The organism is Cedecea sp. Ae19-4, assembly GCF_059801165.1.
Genome location: NZ_JBCHWG010000001.1, coordinates 141,658 through 155,202, shown reverse-complemented (window position 1 = coordinate 155,202; position 13,545 = coordinate 141,658). Strand labels below are relative to the sequence as shown.

Genomic DNA, 13,545 nt, shown 5'->3' with positions numbered 1-13,545 from the left:
TTTAAGTTGATCATTGCCTCACAGGCAAAGGGTGTTTCTTTCATCGCGTCCGCAGCGGGCAATAAATGATGCGAACCGATAAAATTCGGCTCTATTTGCCGCCCCCATTTTTCGGCTGGCGTTACGATAATGCGTGCTAATGGTTTTTCTTGAGCGATTAAGGATCCTTGAAATATCGGTGCTGTTGTACCCCCGACCAATCAGAATCATTACATTATTTTCAGTATCAGAGAGCTGTGCATATTTCTTTAGCCCCAGGCTCCAGTAGGCCTCTTCCTTGTTGATGAGCAGGTTATAATCCGAACGCGCAATCGCAAGTATCTTGCCGATCTTCATGGATATGTCGTTAAGCGTTTGGTTTCTGGTTAAAAATGGAACATGGACAATTATTTTTTCATTCTCCTTGTATCCGCCATCAAACGAAACTTCATTATTCCGTTGGTTATTAATTTGAATCGTTACTCTGTCATCCTGAAAGATAATGTTAGCGATGTCATAACTCATTTCTTCGGACGGTAATAAAAAACAGACCTCACCGAGGCTTTCATCAGCAAGTTGGTTAGTAATTAAGAGGCTCAGTCCCGATGTCTGGTAATAGTTAGAATCCAATAATAATATGTTCAACATACTTCACACCCATGTGTTGCGATTCCCATCCAAGTTGCAGCTACTCCAGGGCATACGAAATGCTTGTCAGAAAAGACAAAGTGAGCGAATAGAAACAACTTATGGTAAGTTAAGCCATTCAGACATAACCTATCCGGCCCCTGACGTAATGCCTTCCTTAAATATTTTCCTCCATACGAAGATGAGAAAGATTAAGCTAACATACTGTTAAAGATAGAAAAACAGCCTATGTGATTAAACCAACCAGAGATAGAGACTAATTTTAATGAGACACAAAAATTGTGTGCAGGAGGATAAACGCCCCTCCTATTCTTAGATTAAGACTTTGTTGGAAGTCGGACTTAAGTTTACCCTCAACCCATAAAACGATCAAATATATCATTAACATGCGTTTTTTCAAAATTATCGTCTAGATAATAGGCTAAAATATAGTACTTTAAACTACAAACAATAAAAACAGCCGCGCACATTAATATAATGCGCAGCAATTTATTACACAGGAAGCATGGGGATTTAGCTAATGAGGATATTTTGAGATAAGTAGCCAGGAAAAAAGCCCGACCACATTTCTTAAAGATAAGAACACCCAGAAATGGGCATACCCCAAAGAGTAAATCTGTGATGCACTTATAGCAACTTCAAATCGACTTTTTCAGACTCAAAGTCATAACGCCCGCTCATGCATAAATCAACCGGCCTGGGCTGCCAGTATATGAGCCCGCGGATTTCGAACGGTATAACGGCATGCCGGGCTACACCCTCCTTATCCTGCAGTGAGCGGACGATAAGCGTCTCAGGAATAATTCTTGGCTCAAAGCGTAAAATAGTGTTACGAATCGTTTTTTCTATAACACTCCAATTCTTGTGATTTTCCTGGGTGCCTATCAAGGCCGACACCCCATAATTGAGAACAGAAGCCATAATTAGCTTATGTTGCTGCTCATTTAGTCTATCTTCTATATTGGTATGATTAATAAGATCAACAATCTCCTTTTGAACCAGACTCCGCATCCCCTTTATGTCAATTAATCTCGCGCGATCGTGAGGACTTTTGGGTTCATCGTCCTGCAGGCGCTGTAGCAGCGTGGGAAGATATTGCTGCTTTCGTTCTGAGGGATTATTCGAAAACAATGTCGCCAACTTCCATTATTGAACGATCGCTAATATCGGTCACCAGCACTTTACGCCCGGTACCCGCCGAAAGATCTTCAGACAGCGTTATCCACTCTGTTTTCAGTCCCAGTTTTTTTTGCTGATCGTCCTGAGGTTCTACGGGGTAACGGGCAGGGATATACCCGTGGTATACCTCATCGGCAACCTTGATGGTTGCAGGCACCCAAATCAGATCAAGCAAATCGCCAGGGGTGGAAACGCTGAGCGTTTGTATTGAGGCAAACGGCAGCCAACGATAGCCTCCTGCACAAATAAATTCGCAGACCGGCCCCAGGCGGCCATCGCTGTCGGCTATCCACTTGAATGCCGCCAGCGTGTCGCTTTGCCCTGCGCTTTCAGGCGCAAGCTCAAAAGCCTCATCGCGAGAAAGCGCCGCCAGTCGGGTCTGCCCCTGATAATGCTCGACGTTCGCCTGATGGAGCTTTTCCATCCATAACGGCATTTCTCCCTGCAGCGTCGCAGCCTGCCGTTCACCGGTTAAAACCTGCAAACGCTGCATTTCGCTGAAGACCAGATTTTTATACAGCTCTGTCTGCTTGTGCAGGGCATCGTCCAGCAGCGCCAGCGTTTGCAGCTGCAACAGCGCCTTGTCCCAGCTCCCCTCGACGCAGTAGAGCTTAAACAGCACTTCACGAGCTTTAAGATCCTGTGGATTCGTTTTAACCTGCGCCAGCACCTGCTCTAGCAGCGCATTCAATGACGCGTTTTTAAGCGCCTGGGTAAGTGAAGTAAAATCCTGCATCATGACAATTCCTTTAATTAGTAATAAGAGTCCAGACCCACTTTATTGAAGTCCTGAAATACCAGCTCAGGCACCGTATTTTTTCCTTTGGCCGCAATGTGCTCGGGCGACAGGGCAAGCAGCAAGTCGGTTTTTTCCTCCGCGCTAAAAATGTCATCCGCCGCTTCGCCACGTTCCAGCTCTGGCCACACCTTCTCCATGAGAAAATCTTTAGCAACAATACATTCGGTCAGCGTCTTGCCTTTGATTTGCGCGTTGACATCATCAAACCGCAGATCCGTTTTGATGATGTAATCGGCATGCTGAGCCATTCCACCTGAATAGCCGCCATCCTGCTCGCGCCAGATGAGAAAACGCTTGTATTCAACCTCAAGCGTTTTCAGCACATCATTGCCCCTGGCCTGCGCGAGGATAACGTCATTGAAATAGCGTAAGTCGTTGATGTAATGCCCGCCGTTGGGCAGGATATCTTCAACCTCAGGCACCTTATCCGCAGACTGCCATGCACCACCGGGGTAAATCAGCCGATAGAAAGTTTGCTCATCGACGTCAGTGCTGTCCTGGCTGACAAAGCCCAGTTTGAAGTGGCCTAGCTGCAGCTGGCTTTTATCGTTCAGCGGCTGGCTGCACCCATAGGCCACTTCGCAGCCATCAAGCAGGCACACATGGTGCAAGCAAAGGCTTAACATCACCGGTCTTGCCAGATGCCAGTAGAAGATGACGGCATCCTGCCCGGAATGGGCGTTATGGATGCCGAAACAGCCACTGGCTACATCAAACACGGCAGCCGTCTCGGCCGTCAGGTTTCTGGGCAGCGCGACAGGCGGGCGTGAAGCAGGCCATTCAAAGTGAATATTCACGGCTTAGCCTATGTAGACATCGCCGGAACCGGTGGCGACAACCGCGCCGCAGCCGGTCACGTCCCCCAGGCGCGCTGCCGGTAAACCGTTGATAAAGACCGACCCGGAGCCTGTCGCTACGGGGGCTGCCCCGTGCCCCAAAGCACAAGGCGCGACGCTCATACCAGCCATTGCCGCCGGCAATCCGTTGATATAAACATCACCCGATCCACTGCATAATGCTCCGCCATGCGCGGTCGCATCGCCTACTCGTCCTGCGTTTTGCATCGTTCGCACTCCTTAATAAAACAGTCAGGGCGGAGGCAAACGAACCACCGCCGTAATCATTTGAATGTTAAGGCTCTATTGTTTCACTTCCGGTCGGCGTCTCCGTTGGCGTTTCCGTCGGTGTCTCCGTTGGTGTCTCCGTTGGTGTCTCCGTTGGCGTTTCCGTCGGCGTTTCCGTCGGCGTTTCCGTCGGTGTCTCCGTTGGTGTCTCCGTTGGCGTTTCCGTCGGTGTTTCCGTTGGCGTTTCCGTCGGCGTTTCCGTCGGCGTTTCCGTTGGCGTTTCCGTCGGTGTCTCCGTTGGCGTCTCCGTCGGTGTTTCCGTTGGGGTTTCCGTTGGGGTTTCCGTCGGCGTTTCCGTCGGTGTCTCCGTCGGCGTTTCCGTCGGCGGTTGAGTTGGCGTTATCGTTGGCGGCGGCGGCGGCGGCTCTGGCGTTGGCAGCGGTGGTAAAGGAATAACCACACCAAACAGAGCCGTAATAGCCGGCAGCCCCGGCAAACCAATCATACCGCCACCGCCGCCACCGCCACCGCCGCCTCCGCAGTTGTCACCGCAGTCGCCAGGGTTAATATCCACTTCGCCGCCCTGGATAATCACCTGGTCTGAGCCGACGATTTTGATTTTCTTCGCGGAAATAACCAGCTCGCCCCCCGCGGAAAGCGTCATCGCCCCGCCGGCCACCATGGTGCTCGCGCCCCCAACGGCCAGGGAATGGTAACCGCCTACATTGACCTGATGTGCGCCCCCAACGGAAAGCGAATGGTAGCCCCCAACGGCAGTCATAAATGCGCCGCCGACGTTGATGCCTTTTGCCCCTAAAACATTGTCGCTTTGGCTGCCGCCCACCTGGATTGCCAGCGCCGCACCGATAATGGCGCTGCTGTTCCCGATAACGTCAGACATGTAGTTGGCCCCGACAAAGAGGTTGCGCGACAGGCCAACATTCACGTTAGAGTTCATGCCTATGGTCTGGTCTTCGTTCTGTTTCGTCAGGCGACTCATGTTGCGTTCAGCCTGCTCCCAGTACTGCTCCAGCCCCGGCTTATCCTCAAAACGGATCCCGTTAAAGTTGCTGCGACCGCCGCCTACGGTCCGGCTAACCAGCCCGCTCTGGGTGGCGTTAACCGGGAGATCCCAGGGCGGCATGGTGACGTTGTTGTAGAGGCTGCCGGTGATAAGCGGCCTGTCAGGATCGCCATTGATAAAATCAACAATCACTTCGTGACCAATGCGGGGAATGTAAATCCCACCGAAATTGTTGCCGGCCCAGGCCTGGCTCACTCGCAGCCAGCAGGAGTCCGATTCACGGTTTTTGCCGTAGCGATCCCAAAGAAAACGGACTTTTACCCGGCCATATTCATCGGTCCAGATCTCTTCCCCCGGAGGGCCAACGACGATAGCCGTTTGTGGACCGCTGGTTTTTGGCCTCGCCACCGTCATCGGGTGACGATAAATCTTGGTCGTCGGCTGAACGGTAAAGTTACAGCTATAAAGGAATTCATCGTGCGACGAGAGCTGATCGATTTCCTCAACCAGCAAATGGCTACGCAGTACCATGTACTCACGGTTGGCCTTTTCAACGGGATAGTTAACAAGCTCAAAGTCGCAGCCGCAGACAATCCCACGAAGTTCACCGGAACCTTCACAGCGGGAGCCTAAGGCGCCACGCTCTTCCATGCGGACGCGCGCAAGCTGCTCCCCGATGCTCGGCTGTTCGTAATCTCCCGGCCAGTGGAAGATCTCCATCTGGTTGAAGCTGGTCTTCCGAGGTTTGCTGTCCAGCGCCATGATATCGGCGCGTGATTTGGTGAAGTCGTAGTCATTCGTTACCCATTTCCCGGAAGTAATGGTCTCCTGGAAATGGAACTGGCTGACGTATTCCTGATCCATTTTTGGACGGTCTGAAGCGTACTGAATAACGTGATAAGCCTCGCTGGAGAATCGCTTATGCGCGCCCACGTTATCCACGAGGATCAGCTTATGACTGCCCTCGCTATGCTCGAAGAACCAATAGATCCCCCACTCTTCCATCAGGCGTTCAATAAAATTGAAATCCGTTTCGCCATACTGAACCTGGAAATCGAGAAGCGGATAATTCCCTGCAAGGCGCTTCTCAAACGGGAAGTTATAGTCGCCCAGCACCTCATCGATAATGGTCACCACCGATTTTTGCTGGAAAATTTTAAAGTCAGCCGTCAGCTCAGCGAGGTGCAGCCAGGGGCGAATAATAACTTCATACAACGCCTGATAGCCGTCGCGGCCAACATAGCGGGCACGCTGAACCATGCCGGAAATTTCACGAATCTCCTGACCGACACCGTGAACGTCTCCCAACCCATTCCCGTCGAGTTCAATATGAACCGTCATCTCTTTACCAATCAGCGACTTCAGGTCGACATTAGAAGCTGACTGCCAGGGTATTTGGGGATTGGCTGGCGTTTTAGCGGTAATCGCGTAGCTGTAGAGGGAGGAAAGTGACTCTTCCCCTTCCAGCTTCGAGATAACCAGCGCGGGTTCCCCAAGCAGCACAGGCATCGCCGGGCTGCTTAATCTAATAGTGCGTGACATGTAATCACCCGATGCGTTGTCAATAACTTAGAAGGATGCGTCGGGCGGTTTAGCCTCAGCGCGTCGTAAAGGGATCCTCTGAGAATCCACTATTTTTCTGTGCCGGCTTTGCCGCCAAATCCAGATACCCGCCTCCTGCTCAATACAGTCGGGCCAGTTCTTCCACGGCATAGCCTCAACACCATCACGGTTATGAATGCGATAATCTTCCTGTGACCCCTCCCTGAGTAACACCTGAGAATGATTTTTGAACTGCCAGGCTGGCGTCAGCACCAGCTTCTCCCAGAGCGGCGAATACGCTCGCCTCAGCGCTTTAACCCACTGCCACAGCGGGCGCCAGTTTTGCCCGGCCACGTCGCTATCGGGCACATTGTTTAAAATCCTTGATGCCCAAAAGGGCAGTGGACATTCATCCTGCAAATTTTTCTTCAGCCACGGCCAGGGCGCTTCGCCATAAATAATGACCAGCGAGGGAACGCCTCCTTTTCCAGGCCGCAGCATAAAAGCACCGCAATAAGCGTCGTGCCCTCGCGACGAAGGTGACGAAATAACAAACGACCACGGATAGTGCTCAGGTAAATAGTCGTCCGGTAATGAGGAGCCAATGCCCGGCAGAATCTGTTGGGTAATAATGGAGCGCACCTCTCGCTGCTTTTTCCCTCTTCTGCGAAACAGGCCAGCCCGCGACTCATCAACAAGTAAATACAGGCGTAGCAACATATTTTCCTCTGGCGAATGGTGGAGACGGCTATGCGTCTCCGGGGCAGCGAAACGCTTTTAAGAGATCCCGGACGGGGATGTCTTTATAGGTCAGGCCTGAAACCTGAATATTTGCCCGTCGCGAATCCAGCTTATAAACCAGCACCGTGTCATCACCTTCGCTGGCCACCATATCGTCGGCGCTGTCCATCCAGCGGAACAATGCCCACGGCCCGCTGAAGCTCAGGGACGAGGTGCCCGCCGTCACGCGCGGAGTCGCATTGATGCTGACCCTTGACGTCATGCGCGAGGCAGGCCAGACGAGAGAAACAGGGGCAACCGGCCAGTGGGCATAGCTCACCTGTTTGCCGTCAAAATTCATGTTCAGCTGCGTAATGGCCGGATCCAAATAAGGCACCGTAATGTCGAAGGTGAGGGAAAGTTTGCGCCCGCCTTCAGACTGGAAGAACGCGTCGCGAATCTCAGCGGCCTGCTCAAACACCTCCAGAGTGTCTTCGTTGCCCTCGACGTCACCTTTAAAGCGCCACGGATGCGAAGAGGTATCCACCTTGTCCGCCAGGTTCTTTTTGAAGTACTCATCCACCAGGCCACCCGCGGCAAAGAAGCGTTCGAAATCAGACGGTTTTACGTCACGCTGGCTCCAGGCAAACGGGTAACGCCCCTGCAAAGTTGCGCGGCAAACGCGCCCCAGGTTTTCATCTATCCCTTCGCTGCTTTTGGCGATGGCTTCCTGGTTGGCCCGCGTCCATGCCCCGTCCAGCAGAGGGGCAATCACATTCGGTAACGGATCGGGCCAGGTTTGCGACTCTGCGCCAATTTTTCTGGCCGTGCCGGATAACGCCACGGCATTACCGTTCTTCAGCGCATCATCGTAAATAACGAACAGCGTGTACTGCTCGCTTAACGCGCCAAGCAGCTTGCTCAGCTCCGCCCCCGGCCCCGCGTTACGCTCTCCTTCAGCCGGTTCACGGCTGCCGGTCACAAACTCGCGTAGTGGAGAAAAGTGGTCATCCACCCGCTCCCGCAGCAGCTTTTTTTCCATCGCGGCATAGGCCAGGCTGACCTTAGCGGCGGCATTCAGGATCCGTCCTTTATTCGGGACGTTATCGAGCAGCGATTTATCCTCTTTCCCGACCAGCGTCGTTTCCCGCACCGCCCGGGTCACCAGGCTTGCCAGCGGAGAATCAGAGGCGCTCAGCGCCCGCAGCATATAAATATCTGCCGCCACTCCCGCGCTGCCGTAGCCCAGCGGCAGTACGTCCGTTTTGATACGAATATTGCTGAGAAAATCCTGCCAGTGCCGCGTGTACTCATCGAGATAGAGCGCCAGAACCTGCTGCTGTATGGGATTAACCAGCACGCCGTTGCCGGCCATTTTTACCTGCGGCTTTGCCTCCTGGCTGCCCTGCTCTTCCCCATTCCCGGACACCCAGGCATCCTCACGCTCCAGCCACATCAGGCCTGGATCCATTTTTTTTTTAAACACGTCGTAGTAACCCGAACGGGTAAATAGACCGGGAATGGCGATTTCAGCGTGTTCATCAATCACGGAGAAAAGCTCACCGCTGCGTGACTTCGCCATGTCACTGAGCGTTAAATCAGCAGGCGCATCCTGAGCGGCGGCGTCTTTGAGACGCTCATACAGCCGACTGGCCAGGTCCTGACGCTGCAGTATGGCGCGCGCATATTTCACCAGCCCGTCGTCAGCGGGCTGGCCATAGCGGCGCCACTCTGGAGAAGAAAGCAGATTTCTCAGATGGGAAACAAAGATCTGACGCTCCTCGTAAGGCTGAAGCTTGCCGCGAGCCTCCCACAGGTTAGTGATGCTCTCCGTCAGAGACTGACGATCGAATTTGCCCTGCCCAAAAACCTGCAGATACAGCTTCAGCTGGTCATAGATACGTTCAGGTTTTCCGCCATCGACCGCTTCCTGTAACGCCAGCGTGGCCTGCTGTTCAATCTGCGGCAGCAGTAGACGCTGCAGGAAATACTGGTACAGCGAACCCGAGGCCTCAACCACATCCGTGCCGGTGTACAAGCCATAGCGCCAGTCGAGGGTCGGGTTAAAGACGTCGAGAGAGCCATACTCCGGCAAAGACTGCGCCAGCATTAAGGTACGCGGCAGCAAATTATCGTTTGCCGAACTGACGAATCGATTGACCTCGCCGCCCAAAACGGCAACCCGGCTCTTCACCTCGGCGAGGTATTCGCTGTTGTTCCCGTAGCTGTTGTAGAAGCCATTCAGCAGAATAAAGGCGATAACAACGCTAAGCGTGTGGCCCAGTAAACGCTGTAAACGGAACTTCGATTCATTCGCCAGGTTATGGCGCGCCAGGTCTTTGTCTTTGACGATCACGTCACTGAACAACTGCTTAAGGAAGTACTGACGCCCGTATGAAACGTCGCTTATCAGGAAGTCCCTGTCTTTTGGCTGCGCAATCAGGGTGGCCATCACCGGCGGCGTTTTATGCTCCACGTAGTTGAACCACTTGCGCATGATGCTTTGGTTATTCACCAGGCTAAAGTCGACCGGCTGATGGCTGCTACAGAAATAGATCCCGCGCAGCAGGGTATAGCTCTGCGACTCGTTGTAGCGGGAGGCAAAGAAGATGTTATGCACCACATCCGCCACCAGGCCGGAGAGCAGATGGAAGTCCTGCGGCAGGGCATACATTTTTTTGCGATCGCGGTTGTCGTACTCTTCCTGCTGACGAACGATCATGTCACGCTCGATCCTCTCTTCCAGCAGGGCCAGCTCGTCTCTGATTTGCCCGCTCAGCTCGGATACAGGCTCGGTGCGCGCCTCGCCGTAAGGGAAAGTCACGCCCCAGACCTGCTCACGTTCCTGCTCGGTCAGGATCCTGAAATACTCGGCAAAACCGGGAAGCTGATCGAGTTTGGTGACGAGGACATAAACCGGGAAACGCACGCCCAGCGTCTGGCGCAGATCCTCAATTCGGGCACGCAGGCTCGCCGCCAGCTCAAAAAGTTCGGCGGTGCTTCGCCCCAGGAGATCGGCGGCGGAAAAAGTGACGACGGCGCCATTCAGCGCTTTGACCGGCCTGTGTTTTTTTAACGCTTTGAGTATGGCCCGCCACTCACTAAGGCTTTGCTCAGGATCACTAACGTACTTGCCTGCGGTATCCACATAGATGGCGTCATTGGCGAACCAGCATTTGCAGTTACGCGTCTGCACGGCGGATTTGCCCACTTGATTAAGCTGCTCCGGCACCGGGAAGTTCTGTCCGGAAGCCAGAATCGCCGAAGTTTTCCCGGCATCATCAGTGCCGAGCACCATGTACCACGGCAGCAGATCGAGCGGCTTACGCGCTAAAATCACACGCTGGAAAAAAGAGAGCGTACTGCGATTTTTGTTCACATAGTCGACGGCGTTGCCAATGGCGGCAGCCGCTTCTGACGTATCATTTTCAACCGTAGACGTCTTGCCGCGGGTGAGTTTATCCAGCAGTTTTGGGTTGTCTTTCAGCGCCAGCAGCAGCAACCACAGGCCGTAAAGCAGCGCCAAAAACAGCATAACTGCAATGACCATCAGCCTGATGCTCACCGGCTCCAGCGGATGTTTTTCGCCCACCAGGAGGAACGGCCCCAGCACCCAGACCACCACGCAAAGTGCCGCAATCACCATGATGAAGACCGGCCAGCGTAGCCAGATCCCGGCGAGGCAAAATGCCGCCAGCAGGATAAAAATAATGCGTGACTCAACGCTAAGCAGCGGGCGCGACTCGCCAAACCCAAAGAACGGCCCCAGGAACCAGATAGCGGCAACCAATAGCCCGATACAGCACATAATCAGCAGCGTCTTCAAAAACCGCGCCGCGAAGACTCTATTCAAATAAGACATTGTCGCTCTCGTTAATACGTGACAAAAAACTCTACGCGGCGATTCTTCGCCCGTCCCTGAGCGGTAGCATCAGAGGCCACCGGCTGGCTGCTGCCCACCCCTTCGACTTTCACTTTGCTCTCCGGCACGCCCGCCTCAATAAAGTAGCGGGCCACTTCGGCGGCTCGTTTTTCTGAAAGCACTACGTTGTTGGGTAAGCCCGGCCGGCTGATCGGCGTGGCGTCGGTGTGGCCGACAATCACCAGATCGCCGTTAACGCGACGGACTTCACGGGCCACGCGTTCAATCACGTTGATCATCTCAGGCTGGACTTTGGTTGAGCCGGATAAGAACAGGGAATCGCCCTTCAACACGACTTTGCTTTGCTTTTGCGTTTCATCGACGCTAAGCAGCTGCCGTTGAATTTCATTGCGGAGCAAAACGCTCAGTCTGAGCCGCATTTTCACCGGCGGCGCGCTGACCTTAATATTCTTCATCGCATTGATATCGCTGATGATTCTCGTACTATTCACCAGCAACGAGTACTTACACCAGATAAAGGCCGAGGCCACCAGAATGCCCGCGCAAAGCGCGGTCAGCCGGACAGGTACAATCAGCCTTTCCCGCCGGGCCGGGCCATGAGGCTGAAGTCCGTGCGGTGACAATGCAGGCGGCGTGGTGTTGCGCGTGCTTTGTACCAGGGTCAACAGGCGCTGGCGGATCTTGGTGAGCTGGCGATCCCCGTCCTCAATGATGCTGTATCGGCCCTCGAAGCCGAGGCCAAGGATGCGCAGCAGGACCTCAAGGACGTCAGCAAACTCGGTCGGGTTCATCGACAGGCGACCGATGAGCAGGAAGAACTTGTTCCCGCCATCGTTATCCCCTTCAAAGTGGTTGAGCAGGTTGCTTTGAGACCAGCCAGCCTCGAGCCCCCACGGCGCGGTGTGTGCCGCTTCATCCAGCGCGGTGCACAGGCAATAGCGAACTATTGCCATTTTTTTCCACGGGATGTTCACTTCATCGCAGACGATGCCGAAGAGATTAATCTGGCTCTTAAGCGTATTTTTCAGGATCTCAACGTGCGTTAAATCGCCAATCTGCTCCGGCATATCGCTCAGCGCACGCAGCAGCGGCTGAGCGGCTTCAAGCAGCGGATTCTCAGCGGCGCTGACCTTGATCATGCGCTGCTGAACGCTTTCGCTTCTTAACGCCCGGTCATCGCCTGTCCTGGTCTCGCTATTTTCCCCGGCGCGGCCCTGAGCCGTCGGCGTGGCTTCCGGCTCCTGGATCCAGTCCCCCTGCTCATCAAGAAGAAAACGGCCCAGCGCCTGAGGAGAGGTATCGTCATCCTGCATGCCCCCCGGCGTTGGCGTAGCGTGCTGATTAATCTCGTCTTTCATCAGGTCCGGATTCCCCAAAGTTCCATTTTCAGGCCAGGGAACTCACCGGCAACGTGCAGCGCCAGCGCGCCGGTTGCCGAGATTTTTTCCCAGAAAGGTCCGTTTTTAAGCAACTCGAAATACACGTACCCGGTGCTGTAGGGAATCTGCCGCGGCGGTACCGGCAGCCCCTGCAGAACCAGCCCCGGCAGGTGGGAGCGCACCAGCTCGTGCAGCTGCTGTGGCGCGCTGATTTTGGCCTGGGCCTGGAACTGCTGATGCAGCACATCCATCGGCAGCTGCGCGTGAACGGCCAGCACCAGGTTAGAGAAGGAGCGCAGCTCGTTCGGCAGCACGGAAGCCGCCCACACGCCGTTGCCTTTCGCCTGCAGGTCAATGAGCTGGCCCGCACGAACCAGAATCTGGTTCAGCAAATCGTGTACATCATCGACCAGAGGACGGATCGAAGGATAAAGCCGCGCATGATCGTATCCCGGCGCAGGTTTTGGCCGACGCGTTTTGGTTCGAACAAAGGTCGAAAGCTCCCCTGCCAGCTTGGCCAGCTCTTCGTAAAGCACAATGGGCGGTAGCTCGGGTATGTGGCGTAAATGGTCGAGAATCGGCTCGTACTTGTTGAAGATCTGCAGCAGCAGGTAATCAACAATTTCGGCGCTGGCGCTGGCTTTGCCGTCAGAGGAGGAGAGGCGATTAGCCAGCATGCCGGCACGCATTTTTACCAGACCATTAAGGTGCGTCAGCCATTCACCCAGCAAAGGATTCGCCGCATAGCCGGTCACCGGCGGGATGTAGTCATCCGTGTGAAGCAGCACGCTCCCGTCTGGCTGAATCGCTTTCACCCGCGTCAGCGGAAGACCAATCCAGGATTCGGTCATTTCAGTTTCAGAGACCAGCTTGAGCCTCAGTTGGGCAATCTGTACGGGTTTTGGCCCCTGGCGAATGGCGTTGGTATCGCAGAGTTCGGCTTCCTGAGCGCGGAAACGCGCCAGCGAGCTGGCGTCATGCTGGCTGAAGATCGTTTCATCGCTGTTATCCAGACGCAGCGGCACCGCCAGATAGATCATTTTGCCCAGATGTTCAGGCAGGATCGTCAGCGGCTCAGGCAAATCGGCATGATCGGGGACATCGAACGGCGTGCCGTCGGGCAGGACGCCGCGCGCGGCGCGCAGCACCAGTTTGCCGTATGACAAAGCCTCACGATCGATTTCGTACTGCGAAAACCCCCAAAAGAAAGGGCTGAGCGTCGACGCTCTTTTGTGGGCAAAATATTCAAAGTAGCGTTCTTGCTGTTGAAAAAGCTGCGGGCGCAAAAACAGCCCTTCACTCCAGACGACTTTATTTGTTCTCATGGT

At 54.2% G+C, this 13,545-nt stretch carries 10 protein-coding genes; all 10 read right to left on the bottom strand.

Going from position 1 to position 13,545, the window contains the following annotated elements; translation table 11 throughout:
* Positions 1 to 18 precede the first annotated feature (18 nt).
* Entirely contained in the window at positions 19 to 627 is a 609-nt protein-coding gene (locus AAIE02_RS00705) for a helix-turn-helix transcriptional regulator (protein ID WP_008454387.1), read from the bottom strand.
* Positions 628 to 1,254: 627 nt separating this feature from the next.
* Positions 1,255 to 1,758, bottom strand: coding sequence for a type VI secretion system baseplate subunit TssE (locus tag AAIE02_RS00700; protein ID WP_498531802.1), 504 nt, complete (start codon positions 1,756 to 1,758; stop codon positions 1,255 to 1,257).
* Positions 1,745 to 2,545: a type VI secretion system accessory protein TagJ gene (locus AAIE02_RS00695; protein WP_498531801.1), complete on the bottom strand. Its 801-nt coding sequence runs from the start codon at positions 2,543 to 2,545 to the stop codon at positions 1,745 to 1,747. The genes AAIE02_RS00700 and AAIE02_RS00695 overlap by 14 nt, the downstream gene beginning before the upstream one ends.
* A gap of 14 nt (positions 2,546 to 2,559) precedes the next feature.
* A complete protein-coding gene (locus tag AAIE02_RS00690; protein WP_498531800.1) occupies positions 2,560 to 3,402 on the bottom strand; it encodes a TagK domain-containing protein in 843 nt (280 codons plus the stop codon).
* 3 nt (positions 3,403 to 3,405) lie between these two features.
* A complete protein-coding gene (locus tag AAIE02_RS00685) occupies positions 3,406 to 3,669 on the bottom strand; it encodes a PAAR domain-containing protein (RefSeq protein WP_008454379.1) in 264 nt (87 codons plus the stop codon).
* Between the two features lie 67 nt (positions 3,670 to 3,736).
* Positions 3,737 to 6,202: a type VI secretion system Vgr family protein gene (locus AAIE02_RS00680; protein ID WP_498532639.1), complete on the bottom strand. Its 2,466-nt coding sequence runs from the start codon at positions 6,200 to 6,202 to the stop codon at positions 3,737 to 3,739.
* Positions 6,203 to 6,262: 60 nt separating this feature from the next.
* Positions 6,263 to 6,955, bottom strand: a complete 693-nt coding sequence (locus tag AAIE02_RS00675; RefSeq protein WP_008454376.1) for a hypothetical protein — start codon at positions 6,953 to 6,955, stop codon at positions 6,263 to 6,265.
* Positions 6,956 to 6,983: 28 nt separating this feature from the next.
* Complete coding sequence (tssM, locus tag AAIE02_RS00670) at positions 6,984 to 10,817, bottom strand: type VI secretion system membrane subunit TssM (RefSeq protein WP_498531799.1); 3,834 nt, start codon at positions 10,815 to 10,817, stop codon at positions 6,984 to 6,986.
* 11 nt (positions 10,818 to 10,828) lie between these two features.
* Positions 10,829 to 12,196, bottom strand: a complete 1,368-nt coding sequence (tssL, locus tag AAIE02_RS00665; protein WP_166994311.1) for a type VI secretion system protein TssL, long form — start codon at positions 12,194 to 12,196, stop codon at positions 10,829 to 10,831.
* Positions 12,196 to 13,542: a type VI secretion system baseplate subunit TssK gene (tssK, locus tag AAIE02_RS00660; protein ID WP_166866556.1), complete on the bottom strand. Its 1,347-nt coding sequence runs from the start codon at positions 13,540 to 13,542 to the stop codon at positions 12,196 to 12,198. The genes tssL and tssK overlap by 1 nt, the downstream gene beginning before the upstream one ends.
* Positions 13,543 to 13,545: the final 3 nt, after the last annotated feature.